This is a genomic window from Planomicrobium sp. MB-3u-38 (assembly GCF_002836425.1).
GTDB classification, from domain to species: domain Bacteria; phylum Bacillota; class Bacilli; order Bacillales_A; family Planococcaceae; genus Planococcus; species Planococcus okeanokoites.
This window is the reverse complement of sequence record NZ_PJBO01000059.1, coordinates 21087-37701: the sequence shown is the minus strand read 5'-3', so window position 1 is coordinate 37701 and position 16615 is coordinate 21087. Positions and strand designations below refer to the sequence as shown.

Genomic DNA, 16615 nt, shown 5'->3' with positions numbered 1-16615 from the left:
ACTTCTTAATATAGGGGTTGAAAAAATTTAGGAATTATACTTTCTCCTCTTTCTCAATAAAAAAGAGCCCGGCAATATGCCGGACCCTCAGTTTTTATTCTATTATTTAATTCGTCAGATCACCGAAATTCTGTGCTTCCATCATTTCGATGCTGACAGCGATTTTCTCCAGTTTATATTGTTTGTAGTCCTTGATGTGTTCCTCATATATTTCCAAATAAGTCTTTACAACGCCATCCATTTTCTTTTCTTCATTCGCGATAACAGTCATCCGATTCATCCTCCTCAGTATGGTTCACCAAATACATTGATCCCATGGCCAGCATCGAAGTCCACTTCCAGCAACAGATAAAATATGAAAGTAAAGCGTAAATCCTGAATGACTTATTGATAAAAGCTTATAAAAATAAAGTATATTACTTGCCGTTTTCCTTAGCCCAGCTTGCTGACTGCTTTGGACAGGCGATTAGCGAAATCTTCATAGGGTTCCTCGGATTTCAAACGCAGGCAATACATTCCCCGCTCCATGGACAGGTGCTGTGAGTAACTGGTCGGCAGCAGAATAGAATGCTGGATGAAAGCTTTTGTAAAAACCGCCAGCTCTTCCGGCACCAGAAAAACTTCCGCCTCATTTACACCTTTCTCTTCATCACGGAAAATCTTCAAAGGCACTTCGAGATCCACCGACAAGCCAGCGCGGTTAGCGGAATCCCTGCGCATTTTGATCAAACGTTTCTTGTGAAGCTGCCAGAACTTTCTATCCAACTCCACCTCGGTGCCAATAAAAACTTTCTCGTTGTCTGCCGTCATCGCCTGTGAATCACTTCCAGCCATCTCGTCCACCCTTTCTATTCTCCACATGAATGAGTAACCCTAAACCCTCTAAATGATAAACTCTTATCAATAAAGAGCAAATTTGTATAAGCAATTATCTCTTATACCGATACCATTAACCTATATTACAAGCTAAAATATGTAAAGTACCTGGATAAAATTCTTATAATTCAGACATCTTTTCGTTTTTCTTATATACTTTCAGTCTAAAGACTATACGCAGAGCAGGTTTCTGAAAAGGGAATGAAAGCTTACTTCCACTGACTTAGCTGTATTCCTCTTTGAAAACGCATTCCAAAGAGTCACTATAAAACAACTATAATATAATGTTTTTTAAAAAGTTTTTTTTCGAAAAAAACTTTAGTTAGTGAAAGGAATACCCATTAAACGTTCAATTATGACAATTTAATATAAAGCATAAAAATGCATGAAGATTCATTCTTTTATTGCAGAATGTAAATCCTCATGCATTTTTCTTGCATAATTTAAATTGGTTTCATAATATTTATTGCAAACTATTAATTCGACTTAGCCGCTTTCTTCTCTTTCATATCTTTCTTATAGTACTTGTCCGATGTGAAGAATTCCGTTTTCAGTTGTTTTACTTTATTGCTCAGCAGCAGAATCGCGATTAAATTCGGGATAAGGATTGCTGCAAGCATGATGTCCAGGAAGCCCCAGATCACTTCAGCCGCACCTACAGCTCCCAACACGACTGCCACTACATAAACCACTTGGATCCCATACGACGCTTTCAAGCCGAACAGGAATTCAGCCTGCTTCGCGCCGTAGAAGATGACAACCAGAATTGTTGAAAACACGAAGAAAATAAGCGCGATCGTTACCAGGATACCGCCGAATTCGCCGAAATACGCTTCAAACGCGAGCGTTGTTAGCGCCGATGAATTCTCCATCGCCCCTTCTTTCATCCAAACGCCTGAAGATAAAACCACAAATGCGGTCGCCGTACAGACGATCAGTGTATCGATCACCACACCGATGACTGCCCAGAACCCTTGGCGCACCGGATGATCCGTCGTCGCCGCCGCATGGGCGATCGGCGCGGTGCCGAGTCCGGATTCATTGGAGTAGAGTCCGCGCGCAAAGCCCCAGCGAATCACTTCCACAATCGCCGCTCCGGCAAAACCGCCCATCACAGGCGCCGGTGAAAATGCGTTGCTGAAAATCAGCATGAAGAATTCCGGAACCGCACTGACATTCATCAAAAGAATCACAAATGCCCCGCCGACATAAATCAGCGCCATAAACGGCACAAAAATCTCAGTCACCTTACCGATGCGCTTAATGCCGCCGAAAACGACCACCGACACCAGCAGCGCACTCGCAATCCCTGTCCACAGCGGAGGAATATTAAACGACGCCTCCACCGTGTTGGCCACCGAATTCCCCTGCACCATGATGCTTGGAATCAGTTCAATCATCAACGCGAATGAAAACCAGATCCCCAGCCACTTCATGTTCAAACCTTTCGTCATGTAATACATGGGTCCGCCAACATACTCGCCGTTCCCATTGATCTCGCGGTACTCAACCGCCAGCACACTCTCCGAAAACTTGAGCGCCATGCCGATCAAGGCAATCACCCACATCCAAAATATAGCACCGGGTCCACCAAACATAATGGCCGCCGGCACCCCGACAATATTAGCCGCCCCAATAGTTGAAGACAAAGCTGAAGTCAGCGCCTGCAGCGGCGTGACCGTCCCTTCGCCTTTCGGCTTCTTGAAAATACTGCCGAGCGTCTGTCCAATTATGTATCCGAAATAACGGAACTGAAAAAATCCAAGCTTAAACGTCATATAAAGCCCTGCCGCCAATAACATGGTAATGAGCGGAATCCCCCATAACCATGCTGAAAAATCAGCGACTCCTTGCAAAAAACGATCCAAAATACTTCCCCCTCAATTATGTACGATAACGAATTCTTCCCGCAGGAATTGAGGCGTAAACAGTAATTGGCATATCGAATCGAAATTTGTTAAGAAATTACAAAATGCTGACAGCCGGAAACGCAAATAAGACTATTGACAGCAAATAAATAAAGCCAGCCGCTGGGCGACTGGCTTTGGTTTGTTCTTTTTCGCTTTTCGCCTACGAAAAGCATGTAATTTGGATTTCGGTCTTATTCTTTGAAGGAAAGTAGACGTAATTTTGTTAGCATCAGCTTTTTTTGCTCTTTTTTCTCAAATTAAAAGCTTTGAAACCACCAGGTATGACCGGTCAGAAATTATATCGGCGTTCAGCGAATTATATCGGCGTTCAACGAGTTATATCGGCGTTCGCCAATTCTCTCCTATATTTCTTTGTTCTTTTTCGCTTTTCGCCTGCGAAAAGCAATCATTATGAGGTTTTGCTCTTACTATTTGAAGGAATACTCATTCCCACCTTAGTCAGTAGCAGTTTTCCAACCGCTTTTCTTTATATTCCTGAGTACAATCCCGCCGATATCTCAAATTAGAAATTATTCAGGCGCTCAGATGATTAATCGGGCGTTCAGAAAGATATTCAGGCGCTCAGCGATTTAATCAGGCGTTCAAAAAATTATTCCGGCGCTCAGCGACTTAATCGGGCGTTCACACATTTCAGCTGCATATCCGCCCCCGCTCCCGCCCTCACCAAAAACCAACCCAAAACCCCAATTACAAAAAACATGGCCCGTCGTGCCGACGGGCCGCTAAAACCTTTATACAATTTACTTACCCTATCTCACACTCTAAAACAGGGCTATCCTTTCGAAACAACCTGCCCATAAAGCCGATCCAAATGCCCAAACCCGATATCCGTATCCACTTCGCCGTAAACTTTCCTCACACTTAACTCTTCGCCAGCCAGCCAGCTGTCAAAATCAAACACCTCCGGCTCCTGATCGCCGCCCAGCGCAAACCAGGCTTGCCCCTTCTCCGGCACATACGCTGACGTATGAATCGTCCCCGCCCAGCTCTTATACTGCTTAGCGAAAACGCCGCCATCCGTATCATTCAACAATCGGAAAGCCCGCGCCACATCCCCTGTATCGTCAGGCCGAGCAGCCATCGCCTCAAGCCGTTCATAAGAATCCTTCAAATAATTACGGTTCTCCGCCTGCTGAATCTCGAAATGATTCGTGCAGACATTCGCGGACCGCACATCGACTGCACGCGGGCTCGCCTCGACTATCGCACTCTTCCCCGACCGGTCCTTTATTACATAACTGAACGAACCCCGGTGCGCAATCTCTTTCAACAGCGCCACCGCTTCATCCACATTCGCGCACGTCTCCAAAATGATCCGGCCGATCGTATAACACACAAATCCGTCGCCCGGCTTTTTGCGGTGCGTGAAATTATAGCCCATCGCCAGCCCTTTCTCGTTCATGCCGTCCATTCTGCCCGTAATCCGCTGGGCCGGACCAATCGTCGCATAACCATGCCCATCCGTCGGCTGAAATAAAACATAGCGTCCTTCGTAAGTTTGCGGATGGAAATCATAATTACGCACCAGAAAATCATCGCCCACTACAATCGAACACCCCGAAGGCAGCGCATCAATCCGGTAGCCGCCGTAATCGCGCAGCACCTCTTCCATCGGCAGCTCCAGACTCTCCTGCATCCCCAGCAACTCATCCCAGACGCCAGGCGCAAACTGCCGAAACGCATCCATCGTTTCATTCGCATCGATTTCAAATCGCGGCCGCTTCGCAGTCCATTGCTTCCGTCTGTTCTCAAGTGTGATCGAATCCTTCAAATACTGCCCGTGCAAATAGCCCAAATCGAAATGGCTGCCACGGAACTGCACAATATCGCTATGTATCTTCCTCATCGTCTCCACCTCATCGCCTCTTTTTACTCCATCCATCATATCAATATCCTGATCCGGAAGGACAGAATTCTGTTCCAGATTAAACACCAAATCACGGAGGATGGAAATGAAAAAGATGTCTAAACCTAACTATCGCTCAGCCAATAATTCCCCTGAAAATAAAAAAGCACTCCCTATAGGAGTTGCTTCGCTTCGTTATTATTCTTCGCCCAGCTCTTCCATAAATCCGTTTTCTTCAGCCGCGCTTTCTCTCAAAGCCTTTGCAAAATCTTCCTGGCTCTTGAAGAAAATGACCTGCTGCTCGTCCATGTGTTTTGCCTGAGTTGTCTTGTTCATACGATTACCTCCAAATTGAAATTCTTCTGTTATTTTGAATTAGCTTCAGCTATTTCTATCGTCTTTATTCCCTTCCTGCCTGGCTATAAACATCCGGCAATCCATTACACACATCAAAAAATGCATGAAGACCCAAGTCTCCACGCACCTTATATGTAGCAATTATGAAAAGCTCTTCCGGACATCCGCAAGAAAGTTTTCCACATCTTCCTTAGAGGTGTCGAAAGAACAGACAAGCCGGATCTCATTCTTTCCTTCATTCCATACCGCAAACGAATGCTTTTCTTGAAGCCGTTCAATCTGGGCTTTTGGCAATGAAACAAAGACAGCGTTGGATTCGACAGGCTGCGTCAGTGAAATTTCCGGGAACTCTGTCAAACCTTCCGCAAGCAGCCCAGCCATCTTATTGGCGTGGCGGGCATTGTCCAGCCACAAATCATCCGTCAATAAGCGCTCGAATTGCGCAGCGATAAAACGCATTTTCGAACCCAGCTGCATTCCTTGTTTACGGATGTATTTGAGCTCAGAGGACAACTCTTTATTAAAACAAACGACGGCCTCCCCCATCATCAGGCCATTCTTCGTTCCGCCAAACGCCAACATACCGATGCCGGCATCCACCGTCATTTCAGCCAGACTGCAACCCAGATGAGCCGCCGCATTGCTCAGCCTCGCCCCGTCCATATGTACATAAAGTCCGTTGGCATGCGCAAAACGAGTGATTTCTTTAATCTCCTCAATCGTATAAACCGTCCCGTATTCCGTGCATTGCGAAATGGAAACGGCTTTCGGCTGGCTCCGCTGCTGATTGCCGATATTGTGCAAATGCCGCTCAATCCCTTCAACCGTCAGCTTGCCGTCCGCCGAAGGGACCGTCAGCAATTTGCCGCCGATGAACCCTTCCGCCGCGCCGCCTTCATCGGAATTGATATGCGCGCCGTTCGTGCAAATGATTGCCTGATGCGACCGCACCATCGCTTTCAGTCCCGTCACATTCGCGCCGGTGCCATTAAAAACCAACTCGACTTTGCTCTCTTTCCCAAAATGTCCCTTGAACTTTTTTATGGCCGCAGCCGTGTACTGATCGCTGCCATAAGCAGGCACATGCCCGTCGTTCGCCCGAGCAATGGCTTCCATTATGGCGGGATGGATCCCTGAATTATTATCGCTTGCAAACATTTTCGTTGTCATTGCGTTCGCCTCCTTTCTTTATTTTAAAGGAGATTCCCGAATCGTAAACCTGCAATCACTTATGAGAATAAAGAAAAACCACCCCATCCCTGAAGTGGTCTTCCCTCTTACTGCCGTATAAACAACTGCGTATGGTAAATGCCGTACGAGCCGCCTTTATAGATTCCAACACCTAAATGCGTATAATCCTTGTTCAAGATATTCGCCTTATGCCCTGGACTGTTCATCCATGAAGTCATGACGCTTTCAGCGCTCCGTTGGCCAGCAGCGATGTTTTCGCCAGCTGCTGTGTACGAAATCCCGCGTAACTTAAGCAAATCAAACGGACTGCCATATGTCGGCGACTGGTGGCTGAAATAATTCCTGTCAGCCATGTCTTTTGATTTCAGCAACGCTGCATCCTGCAAACCTTTATGCGATTTCAATGCAGGCGCGCCGACTTTCGCCCGCTCCTGATTGACCAGGTTCAACACTTCGGTCATCATCGCCGTTTCGCCAACCGGAACCCCATCCGCATGCAAATTGCGGTAGATGAATACCGCCATCTGCACGCGGCTGACGTTTTGATTCGGACTGAATGTCGTATCTGTCGTGCCTGTCGTAATGCCATTATGGACCAGTGTATCGACATAGGAATAATACCACTGCGATGCCGAGACATCCGTAAACGCCCTGACGCCTGAACCCGATCCAGTCAAATCGAAAGCCTCTACAAGGATCTTCGCAACTTGCGCACGTGTCGCCGGCTGTGTTGGATTGAATTTCTTATCCTTCGAAAACACACCAAGGTCAACCAGCGCCGCAATTTCCGCGTAACCCGACGTCTTCGGCGTTACATCCTGGAAATTCGGGTCCGGCCGATTGGCTGTCGAGATGCCGAGCGCACGAACAATCATCATGGCGCTCTGCGCACGCGTCACATCGTCATTCGGCCGATATGTGCCGTCGGTATGCCCTTTGATCACGCCTTTACCAGCCAGCTCCGTAATCTCGTTGTACGCCCAATAACTCTTCGAAACATCCGAGAACGACGACGCGGCCGAGGTCGGCGCTGCCGCGAAAATAAAGAACAGCAATGCGGCTGCCGCTATAAAAATTCAGCTTTTTGAGAAGAGTCTTCGTTTTGTCAGTCATAGTTGTCTCCTTCAGCATATTTTTAGTTTCTTCTACGATTTTCATTATATCCTATTAAATAATAAAATCGGAAACTTTACCCAAATAGTAATGCAAGAGTTGTTTTTGTAACAAAGCCTATTGCCGCTCGCTTACGATTGAAAAATTGCGTTAAAGCTTCCCTTTCTTCGATCACCATACTTCTTTACAATGATCCTTCCTGCTCTTTTTCGCTTTTCGCCCGCGAAAAGCATCCATTCTAGTCTTTTGAACTTAATATGTGAAGAATAGTCTTCCCGATATTGATTTTGAGCGACTTTTCCCCTCACCATTGGGGCAATAAAAGCGGATATCCGTATTCAGTTGAATATATCGGTGCTCAAAAAATTATATCCGCTTTCAACGATTTATATCTGCGCTCAGAAAATTATATCCGTGTTCAAATATTTATATCCGCGTTCGTCCATTTCTCCCTCGTCCAGCTACTTATCGATGCAGTCATCCTCCAAATCTAATCACGTGTAATTTCCCCCAATTTCTTATATCCTTTTACTTAACAACATTTTTGGAGGGATCTAACCATGAAGATTGAAATGTGGACCGACTTTGCTTGACCGTTCTGCTATATTGGCAAACGGCGTCTGGAAGACGCCATTCAGAAGATTGACCATCCAATCGAAGTGACGTACAGAAGCTTCGAGCTGGATCCGACGATAGAGCGGGATATCAAAGAAAATATGCACGAGAAACTTGCCCAGAAATACGGCATGACAATCGAGCAAGCGAAAGCGAATACTGATAATATGGTCCAGATGGCGAAAGAATCCGGCCTGGATTATAAAATGGATACACTGATTCTGACGAACACCTTCGACGCCCATCGCCTGACCATGTTCGCGAAAGAACACGGCTTGATGGCCGAAATGACCGAACGCATTCTCCATGCCTACTTCACGGAGTCCAAGCACATCGGCGATCACGAAACCTTGGCGGACCTCGCTGCCGAAGTTGACCTCAACCGTGAAGACGTCAAAGCGATGCTTGACAGCGGCGACATGACGGATGCCGTCCGCGCGGATGAAGAAGAAGGCCGTCAGATCGGCGTTAACGGTGTGCCATTTTATCTGATCAATAAAAAATATGCCCTCACCGGCGCCCAGCCGACTGAGCTGTTCGTCCAGGCTTTGCAGCAAGTGATTGCTGAGGACGAAGCGGCTAACGCGTGACCTTTGAAACAAGAAGAAAAGCTGTCACCAGAAACCCTATGGGCTTTCTGGTGACAGCTTTTTCATATACGCAATTATTGTGGAGATTCTGCACTGGTTCCAAACCAGTCGCCAGATCTTTCATCGCTTTTCGCCTGCGAAAAGCATCCATTCAGTCTTTTGAATTTGATATTTGAAGGAATGGCCGCCTTATTGGGGGCTGTTTAGGGTTTTATACATCATTTTTTTCATATTAGCGTCTGAATATCAGGAGATATCCGTAATCTGGGCATTAATCGGGCGTTCAAAAAAATATTCAGGCGCTCAGCGAGTTATTCGGGTGTTCAGAAAATTATTCAGGCGTTCAGTGAGTTAATCGGGCGTTCAGGGAATTATATCAACGCTCAGCGATTTATATCTCCGTTCAGCGAATTATATCAACGCTCAGGAAATTATATCAACACTCAGAAGATTATATCGACGTTCGCCAATTTCCACCCGATATCCTCCCCCTACCACCAACAACCTACCTCCCGCTAATCCCCAAATACTCCTCCAGCGTCAATCCACTGTTATAAACAGCCGTCGCGTTTTCGACGCCCAGGTAGCGGAAATGCCACGGCTCGTAAATGTAGCCGGTGATGGCTTCTTTGCCTTTCAGGTAGCGCACAATAAAACCATATTCATGCGCATTTGAAGCGAGCCACTTGCCAGCCGGCGTATCGCCGAACGAGCCGCTCAGCCAGTCGCCCTCGCTTTCCGTGCCGCCGAGGTCAAACGCCAGCCCGGTCTGATGTTCACTGTGACCCGGCAGCGCCGCAAATCGCTTGGCCTGTTCCTCGCCATGCGTTGCTACATAGCGATTATACAAATCCTTCTGGTATGAATAGGACCGGTAAGAACTGATGATGCTCAAATCATGGCCGGCTTTCGCCGCATCCGCAAGCATCCGATTCAACGCTGACTGGGCTGTCGGATCGACGCCTGGCGCATAGCTTGGCGGAAGGCCGTATTTTTTATTGGCGACGAGAATGCCGTCGATATAAGTCGGCTCCACCGCCGCTCCCTGGCCCTCACCTACTTTTACAGTCCGCGCACCGCTTTTATTGCCAGCCGCATCAGTGGCCGTAACCACCAGCTCCTTCCCGCTCGCCTGCTGAGGAATTTTCACCTCGAATAAACCATCGACACCAGAAGCGGTTTCGCCTATTTTCTCATCACCCGCAAAAACCCGAACGACAGCTCCCGCCTCCGCTTTCCCGGAAACCGCCGTCGCCCCAACAGCCACTGCACTGACTTCCGGTACAGCCGGCGCGGTGCCATCTTTGACTGTCACAGTAACCGCCTCACTCTTATTGGCTGCCTCGTCCACGGCATACACACTAAGCTCATTTCCAGCCGCTAAGTTTTCAACCGGAGCAGAAAACTTCCCATCTTCCGCTTCCAGCTCAGCCAGCTTGTCGTCCCCCGCATAGATGAAAACAGTCGAGCGAGCCTCCGCCTGCCCTTCGATCCGGTCATCGCTGTCAGTTATATCAGTCACTTCCGGCGCATCCGGCGCTGTGACGTCGCGCACTTCAACCTCAGTCATCGCGCTTTGGTTCCTAGCCATATCGATCGCCGCAATAAAAACTGCAGAACCCCCAGCAAGAGCAGCCACTGGTAAACTGAATCCACCGTCATCATCCGACATCCCAACCGCCAGAAGTTCCTCATCCGACCACACTTTCACTTTGCTGTTCGGCTCAGCACTTCCTTCTATCGTTTCCGTCTTATCATCCACTTCACCTACAGCTGGCTTTTCCGGCGCCGTTTGGTCAATCGTAAATTCTTTCACCGCCGTATTCCCATTTTCGTCCGTCACTTCCAGCGTATAAGCGCCGTCTTCCGAGATGGCCGTACCGCTAGAGAACTCTTCGCCGTTCAACACACCGGTGCCTTCACCAAAAATCGGCGTAACCGTTTCATTGTACAAATCCTTCTCAACGCCCTGCACTTCCGGCGGCGTGTTGTCCGTTTCCCTCGTCATCACTAGAACCACAGCGACAAGGATCAGCCCCATTAATACGGAACCCATTAAAATTCGCTTTCCCAAAGGAGCCCTCCTAAATTATCAGAATTAATAAACCATTAAAATATTAATAATTATATCATAGTGATGATTTTGGTAAGAACAGCTTCTAATAAGTGCTTATAAAGAAAAAAATAAAAGCTTATTATAAAATAGGTATAAAGGTTTATTATCGAAATTCTAACAGTGCCTATTGTCATTGAAAATAGGCTATTTTACTGATTAAATTTAGTGGTTTGATTTCACCCAGATGGTATAATATTTGAGGGAATAAAACTTAAGAGACCCGAAATAGATAGAGAAAGTGGTTTATCATTACAAGGGGGAAGTCATTTAATGACTATGCTGCGTGAAATTTCTTCAAGCTCTACAGTATATAGAAGTGAAGGAGTTGGTACATACAAATCAGAATTTGAAAATTACAGTAGAGGTTTGAGAGTAAAATATCATCGTATTGAGCAAGGGTTATCTTTAAAAGAACTTGCTGCAGGAAATCTTTCACAAGAAAATTTACGACTAGCTGAAATGGAACAATTTCCACTAGAGGACAAAGTGTATAAAAAGCTCTGTCTTCGATTAGGAATCCCATCAGATCCTTTCGTACTGCCTTTAGTAGAAAATGGTATCTTAGAATTGAAATCATTACTGACTCATATCAAGAGTCGCTCAAAAATGATTGAAGCGTTTGACTTTATTCAAAACCAAAATAAAGATCATTTGAAAGAAGTTTACCGTGTTGAATTATTGATACATACCATCAGATACTACATCGTTACCGGTGATGTGAATGCAGCTTTAGAAACGTATAAAAAGGCTCATAAGTTTAAAGATTTGATGAATTCTAATCAATTATTCTTCTTAAATAAATATAGAGGAAACATTTATTATTCTGAAGGTGAATACCAAGAGGCAATGGATATTTATAAAGGCTGCTTAACGGCCGCTCCTTTAGATTTACCTTCACCTGAAATGGCTGATCTTTTTTATACACTGGGCATCACCTCAGCACAACTTGTAAAACCTCGTGACGCGGTGCGTTATTCGGAAAAAGCACTAGAGTTGTATCAAGATATGTTTTATCCAAAGAGAATAGCAGAATGTAATGTATGTATAGGTTTAGCAGAGCATAGAACTCGCAACTATAAAAATGGTCTAAATTATTTGACGAAGGCCGCGAAGGTAGTTGAAGAGGTGAATCTGCCGGATCTTGAGTTTATTGTAGAATACAACTTTGGCTATTTTTACTTCCAGTTCCAAGATTTTGAAGCAACGATCCGTCATACGGAAAAGTGTTTGGAACTTATTGGACCGGGTAGCATAATTGAAGAACTTCGATGCTATACTACCTTAATCAAAGCCAACTGGGAGCTGGGCAGAAAAGATACAGCCTTGCAATGGTGTGAACTCGGTACTCGGACTACGATTGACATGGAAGAAAGTGCTCTATCCAATAAGATTATCGCTGAAGTATTCAATCAATTCCATATGATGAAGTCACTGGTCCACGAGAATCATGAACGCTTTGAGTATCTTGCTGAAATGGAAGTTCTTCCGCATTTCGCTACAAATGGTTACGATATTGATCATGCATACTATTGCACACTTGTGGCTGACTATTACCGCAATGTTGATCAGAAAGAAAAAGCAATGGAGCTATACCGGAAATCCGGAGAAATTTACAGAAAAGCAATATCTATTAATTAATCTAAAATGGGGGTAACATGAACATGATAAAAAAAGTCGGTTTAACTTTAGCGGTCTTCACATTCGGACTGGTCGGCGTACTAGCGGCCGATGGATTAACTTCATCCGAAATTAATAGTTCAACTTCAAAAGAATTTGCTGCAATAGCAGTCGAAACAGCTGGTATTCAGCCAAATCCTTGGTCAGTAAAATCACAATTAGCAGGTATTCAGCCAAACCCTTGGTCAGTAAAACCGCAGTTAGCGGGTATTCAGCCAAATCCTTGGTCAGTAAAACCACAACTAGCGGGTATTCAGCCAAATCCTTGGTCAGTAAAACCACAATTAGCGGGTATTCAGCCAAATCCTTGGTCAGTAAAACCACAACTAGCGGGTATTCAGCCAAATCCTTGGTCGGTAAAACCACAACTAGCGGGTATTCAGCCAAATCCTTGGTCGGTAAAACCACAACTAGCGGGTATTCAGCCAAATCCTTGGTCTATAGGAATAGAAACCGAAATGGCAGGAATCCAACCACCACCGTGGTCAAAAGCTTAATTGAGTAGAAGATACACCCAGGAATCCAATCGATTCCCGGGTTTTCTTTTTGTTTATTTATACTATTTTACGGTATTCAAAAGTTTCGATTATTGCCTGACCAGAAATTGATGGTTATGAGGCTCTTAACAATCCTGAAAAAAGAAAAAGGCATCTCCTGTAATATCGGCTACTACCAGCAGCTCGACGGAAGACGCCATCTCTAAAAAGATTATTTGCATCCACTATGACACTGTGACTCAATTCACTTCCTCACAACCGGCACATAAACCTCAAAATGCGGATCATCCGGATCCTGGTCCGCCGGATAATACTCATGCTTGATCGGCATATACGGATCAGAATAATCTACACCAGCTTCCCTCAATGCCGTGTACTCGCTGTCGAACAGCCACTGATGCAAATCCGTATACGTCTGCTGGACATCTTCGCCTTTGGGATGCGCCGTCATCACATAAGTCCATTCCGGCACCCAGATCTCAACCATCCCCTCCGGTATCTCCTGCTCCTCACTCACTTCATACACCGCGTAATGCGCAAAACCATCCTCGACCACATGATACGATAAACCAAGCTGAACGCCGGGATTCACCTTATGCTCCAATTCATCAGCACGCTCTTTGGCCTGCCGAATAACATTCTTTAAATCCGGCACGATTTCAGCAAACGTTCCCTCCCATTTCAACCCCACTGCCCGATAGGACGGCAGCGTAACAATCTTGTAGCTCAATTAAATTCCTCCCTTTTATACACACTAATTTCCAATAAGCTTCGAAAGCCCTCACCTCTTAAAATAAATTCAACAATCAAGGAAATTATTCCTTCTCACACACGATCATTCATTACACACTCAGCATTTATCTCGCATCGCCGACGAACCGTTTATCTCATAACCTAAATGGGAAATAAAACACTAAACTCTATCAAACGAAAGGAGCTGCCAAAATGAGCGATAAGAAACAGCGGGATGAAGAGTTGACCGGAGACGAAATGGATGTCAACGCAGCTCAGCAGATCGTCTCAGGCGCGAAACAGGCTTTTTACAAAGAAGATTACAAGCCGAAAGATGATGAAGAAAGAGAACGGAAAAGCGAAGACGAAGAATAGATGACAGAAAGCATCCGCTCCTAAGATTTCTTTACTCTTAGGAGCGGATGCTTTTGCAGTCCATCTTGGTTTATTTCCCAGGCAGGCAAACATATTTATATTTATTTCAGCTGAATTTAACAAGCCTTGTTGAACTAACGCGCAGTTTCAGTGTAGAAAGGATAGAATAGTTAAGGAGTAATATAAAATAAGGATACTAAAAGGAGTGGATTGATAATGGAAAAAGTCACGCCGTTTTTAATGTTTCAAGAGGGCAAAGCAGAAGAAGCAATGAATTTTTACACATCACTGATTGAGGATTCAGCAATTTCAAACCTCATTCGATATGGCCCAAATGAAGGGGGCGATGAAGGAACTGTTATGCAGGCAACTTTCACTCTGAAAGGCCAGGAATTCATGTGTATAGACAGCAATATAAAACACGAGTTCTCTTTCACACCTTCGTTCTCACTATATGTCACTTGCAGCACGGAAGAAGAAATTGACAGCCTTTATCAGAAACTGAACGAAGGCGGGCAAGCTCTTATGCCAATAGGCGATTATGGATTCAGTAAGAAATTCGGCTGGCTGAATGACCGTTATGGAGTTTCGTGGCAACTGAATCTTCCCCATTAATAGGAAGAGCTTAATCCAGGCACTCACTGTGTTTGGCGCAGGGAAGCGATTTTAAAAAAACATCCGATTCCAAGAATGCACTACTCTTGGCTTCGGATGTTCTTTTGCTTTCAATCCCAATTCGCACCTTCCACTTCAATTCCCGGTTCATCAAAACTCCGCTGCTTCACTTCATGCTCCACCCGAATGTTTTCCCTGATGCTGTAGAAGGCACGGGCGGCTAAAATCGAACTGCCGAGAAGATACAGCACATTGCCATAGAATTCCGCTGCTCCGAGAAAATTGAGCAAGCTGCCGAACACGAAGAAGATCCCGACGAGCAAATCATTGATCGTCCTTGTGAGTTTGCACTGCTTCGTAAAAATCACCCGCGAGGCTCCAGTTGTAATTTCGAGATAATCTCCTCTGTCTTTCATGCTCGGCATAAATAATCCTCCTCTATGTCCAAAATCTCCTGCTGCATAAGTCCAGTGGCTCCAAGAGTTCCAGCACCGAAAGATTGTAGTTTGTTTCTCCGTAAATAACCGATTCTCCTTCTTCTAAATCCTCTTTTACAGAAATAAAATAAAAGTAATATTGGGGAAATTAACTGCATAAAAATCAAAACTCCCCCACCCTGAACAAACAGTTCAAGGCGAGGGAGTTTATTTATCCAAATTTATTAAAGTTTACCGCAGCTCCTCTAAAAAATGGCTGGCAATTTCTTTTATAGCATCCGCTGCTTGAGGATAATAGCCCAGCTTTCTAACGAAGGCGTGATCCATTCCTTTGTATTCAATATGCCGTACCGGGACGCCGGCTTTTACCAGCTGTGCTGAAAACTCTTCTCCCTGAATGCGCAGAAAATCGAATTCTGCCGTCACGAGCGTGATTGGCGGCAGGGTAGTTTTTACTTCGCGCAGTAAAGGAGAAACGAGCGGCAGCAGCACATCTTCTAAATTTGTAAGATACAGCGACTGAATGAAAAGAAGCGAGTCCTTCATGGTCACAAGCTCCTGATAGATCAAGTCGTAATCCTTAGTCGTGTCGTAGTGGTTGATATTCCAGGTATTCCGGGAGACGTCAGATAAATCCACCAGTGGACACAACAGCCCTATGTAACTTATCTTCCACTCTTCCTCTTCACTTAATTGATGCACGCCCAGTGCAAAATTGCCACCTACGCTGTCTCCGACAAGACCGATTTTTTCAGCATCCACATTAAACTTTTCCGGGTTTCCGTAAATATAGCGCACTGTTTCCAGACAGTCGTCCACCCCTTCCTGATAAGGGTGCTCTGGGGCAAGGCGATAGTTTACACCTACTACTACCGCATTGGCCTCTTGCGCCAACAGTTTGCATATATTCTCCATAACCTCTACATCCCGCTCAAAGAATCCGCCGCCATGAAGATAAATAAGGACCGGCTTTTTTTCCTCTGTCTGGTTATAGATCCCTAACGGAACTTCATGATCCGCATAAACAAACTTCGCATTTTCCGAACGGATGCCTCGGCTTAAATCTTTATTATTCACTTCTGTTTTGCTCCGAGTAATCTCCAGGTCATCGATTGTGAGCGGACGTCTTGCATTCGGGTCGACCTCATTTGCCAGAAAGTTCCTCACCCTTGGATCCAAACCGCGGCTCTCTTCCTCAAAAGGAATTTCCTTATTAATAATATTCAAGCTGCCTTTTTTTGAATACGTTACATTGTCTTTCAATCTTGCGGTGAGTTCTTCCTGCGTATGTTCCATAACAGACATCCCTCCTTGGCAAAAGCCGGGCTATAAAATAAAAACCTATAGAACCTGCCCTTTTATAACGGTTCTGTACAATAAAAAAGCTATTGCTTTTAATAAACAGCGCTCCAAAAAAATTATATATTTTACCAAATTCAATTTTGCATAGAAAAAATACCTATATATACTTATATTGACCTGAATATCTCCATATAAACCTACACGTATTCATAATTTGCCGGCTCTATAGAGAGAAGCTGCCTCCCAAAAACCATTAGGTTTTTGGGAGGCAGCTTCTGATGGATCTAATTGTCATGATTAAACTGAGTTGTGTCCGAAAAAAGGAGCGATGCGCAGGAAACTTAT

The 16615-nt window shown here is 45.2% G+C and carries 16 protein-coding genes; 5 read left to right on the top strand and 11 right to left on the bottom strand.

Going from position 1 to position 16615, the window contains the following annotated elements:
* Positions 1 to 106: 106 nt before the first annotated feature.
* The 7 genes from CXF70_RS18365 to CXF70_RS10505 form a co-directional block, all read right to left on the bottom strand.
* Positions 107 to 271: a hypothetical protein gene (locus tag CXF70_RS18365; protein ID WP_199172818.1), complete on the bottom strand. Its 165-nt coding sequence runs from the start codon at positions 269 to 271 to the stop codon at positions 107 to 109.
* A gap of 161 nt (positions 272 to 432) precedes the next feature.
* On the bottom strand, positions 433 to 834 hold the full coding sequence (locus CXF70_RS10525) for a hypothetical protein (RefSeq protein ID WP_101802719.1): 402 nt from the start codon (positions 832 to 834) through the stop codon (positions 433 to 435).
* Between the two features lie 518 nt (positions 835 to 1352).
* Entirely contained in the window at positions 1353 to 2744 is a 1392-nt protein-coding gene (locus CXF70_RS10520; protein WP_101802626.1) for an alanine/glycine:cation symporter family protein, read from the bottom strand.
* An 835-nt stretch (positions 2745 to 3579) separates the two neighbouring features.
* Positions 3580 to 4653, bottom strand: a complete 1074-nt coding sequence (locus CXF70_RS10515; protein WP_101802718.1) for a C45 family autoproteolytic acyltransferase/hydrolase — start codon at positions 4651 to 4653, stop codon at positions 3580 to 3582.
* Between the two features lie 198 nt (positions 4654 to 4851).
* Positions 4852 to 4989, bottom strand: a complete 138-nt coding sequence (locus tag CXF70_RS18185) for a hypothetical protein (protein WP_158241183.1) — start codon at positions 4987 to 4989, stop codon at positions 4852 to 4854.
* 162 nt (positions 4990 to 5151) lie between these two features.
* Positions 5152 to 6180: a threonine aldolase family protein gene (locus CXF70_RS10510; protein ID WP_101802625.1), complete on the bottom strand. Its 1029-nt coding sequence runs from the start codon at positions 6178 to 6180 to the stop codon at positions 5152 to 5154.
* A gap of 107 nt (positions 6181 to 6287) precedes the next feature.
* Positions 6288 to 7256 (bottom strand): S-layer homology domain-containing protein, encoded by a 969-nt coding sequence (locus CXF70_RS10505; protein WP_101802624.1) that lies wholly within the window; start codon positions 7254 to 7256, stop codon positions 6288 to 6290.
* 663 nt (positions 7257 to 7919) lie between these two features.
* Between CXF70_RS10505 and CXF70_RS10500 the strand changes: the two genes are divergently transcribed.
* Positions 7920 to 8519 (top strand): DsbA family oxidoreductase, encoded by a 600-nt coding sequence (locus tag CXF70_RS10500; RefSeq protein ID WP_199172822.1) that lies wholly within the window; start codon positions 7920 to 7922, stop codon positions 8517 to 8519.
* 505 nt (positions 8520 to 9024) lie between these two features.
* On the opposite strand, the gene CXF70_RS10495 is transcribed toward CXF70_RS10500, so the two are convergent.
* A complete protein-coding gene (locus tag CXF70_RS10495; RefSeq protein ID WP_145990721.1) occupies positions 9025 to 10593 on the bottom strand; it encodes a D-alanyl-D-alanine carboxypeptidase family protein in 1569 nt (522 codons plus the stop codon).
* Between the two features lie 312 nt (positions 10594 to 10905).
* Here CXF70_RS10495 and CXF70_RS10490 point away from each other — a divergent pair, with 312 nt between their 5' ends.
* A complete protein-coding gene (locus tag CXF70_RS10490) occupies positions 10906 to 12273 on the top strand; it encodes a tetratricopeptide repeat protein (RefSeq protein WP_101802622.1) in 1368 nt (455 codons plus the stop codon).
* Between the two features lie 23 nt (positions 12274 to 12296).
* Positions 12297 to 12809, top strand: a complete 513-nt coding sequence (locus tag CXF70_RS10485) for a hypothetical protein (RefSeq protein ID WP_101802621.1) — start codon at positions 12297 to 12299, stop codon at positions 12807 to 12809.
* A 244-nt stretch (positions 12810 to 13053) separates the two neighbouring features.
* Here CXF70_RS10485 and CXF70_RS10480 read toward each other — a convergent pair whose 3' ends face one another.
* A complete protein-coding gene (locus CXF70_RS10480) occupies positions 13054 to 13539 on the bottom strand; it encodes a GyrI-like domain-containing protein (RefSeq protein WP_101802620.1) in 486 nt (161 codons plus the stop codon).
* A 215-nt stretch (positions 13540 to 13754) separates the two neighbouring features.
* Here CXF70_RS10480 and CXF70_RS18180 point away from each other — a divergent pair, with 215 nt between their 5' ends.
* Both CXF70_RS18180 and CXF70_RS10475 read left to right on the top strand, forming a co-directional pair.
* Positions 13755 to 13916 (top strand): hypothetical protein, encoded by a 162-nt coding sequence (locus CXF70_RS18180; RefSeq protein WP_158241182.1) that lies wholly within the window; start codon positions 13755 to 13757, stop codon positions 13914 to 13916.
* A 216-nt stretch (positions 13917 to 14132) separates the two neighbouring features.
* Positions 14133 to 14531, top strand: coding sequence for a VOC family protein (locus CXF70_RS10475; protein WP_101802619.1), 399 nt, complete (start codon positions 14133 to 14135; stop codon positions 14529 to 14531).
* Positions 14532 to 14641: 110 nt separating this feature from the next.
* Here CXF70_RS10475 and CXF70_RS10470 read toward each other — a convergent pair whose 3' ends face one another.
* The gene (locus CXF70_RS10470) at positions 14642 to 14956 is read right to left on the bottom strand and encodes a YrhK family protein (RefSeq protein WP_101802618.1); all 315 of its coding nucleotides are present in this window, start codon (positions 14954 to 14956) and stop codon (positions 14642 to 14644) included.
* 243 nt (positions 14957 to 15199) lie between these two features.
* A complete protein-coding gene (locus CXF70_RS10465) occupies positions 15200 to 16264 on the bottom strand; it encodes an alpha/beta hydrolase (RefSeq protein WP_158241181.1) in 1065 nt (354 codons plus the stop codon).
* Between the last annotated feature and the right edge of the window lie 351 nt (positions 16265 to 16615).

Bases quoted from the DNA above. Each gene is read 5' to 3' on its own strand.
- CXF70_RS18365 (WP_199172818.1), bottom strand. From the start codon at position 271: ATGACTGTTATCGCGAATGAAGAAAAGAAAATGGATGGCGTTGTAAAG.
- CXF70_RS10525 (WP_101802719.1), bottom strand. From the start codon at position 834: ATGGCTGGAAGTGATTCACAGGCGATGACGGCAGACAACGAGAAAGTT.
- CXF70_RS10515 (WP_101802718.1), bottom strand. From the start codon at position 4,653: ATGAGGAAGATACATAGCGATATTGTGCAGTTCCGTGGCAGCCATTTC.
- CXF70_RS18185 (WP_158241183.1), bottom strand. From the start codon at position 4,989: ATGAACAAGACAACTCAGGCAAAACACATGGACGAGCAGCAGGTCATT.
- CXF70_RS10510 (WP_101802625.1), bottom strand. From the start codon at position 6,180: ATGACAACGAAAATGTTTGCAAGCGATAATAATTCAGGGATCCATCCC.
- CXF70_RS10490 (WP_101802622.1), top strand. From the start codon at position 10,906: ATGACTATGCTGCGTGAAATTTCTTCAAGCTCTACAGTATATAGAAGT.
- CXF70_RS10485 (WP_101802621.1), top strand. From the start codon at position 12,297: ATGATAAAAAAAGTCGGTTTAACTTTAGCGGTCTTCACATTCGGACTG.
- CXF70_RS18180 (WP_158241182.1), top strand. From the start codon at position 13,755: ATGAGCGATAAGAAACAGCGGGATGAAGAGTTGACCGGAGACGAAATG.
- CXF70_RS10475 (WP_101802619.1), top strand. From the start codon at position 14,133: ATGGAAAAAGTCACGCCGTTTTTAATGTTTCAAGAGGGCAAAGCAGAA.
- CXF70_RS10470 (WP_101802618.1), bottom strand. From the start codon at position 14,956: ATGCCGAGCATGAAAGACAGAGGAGATTATCTCGAAATTACAACTGGA.
- CXF70_RS10465 (WP_158241181.1), bottom strand. From the start codon at position 16,264: ATGGAACATACGCAGGAAGAACTCACCGCAAGATTGAAAGACAATGTA.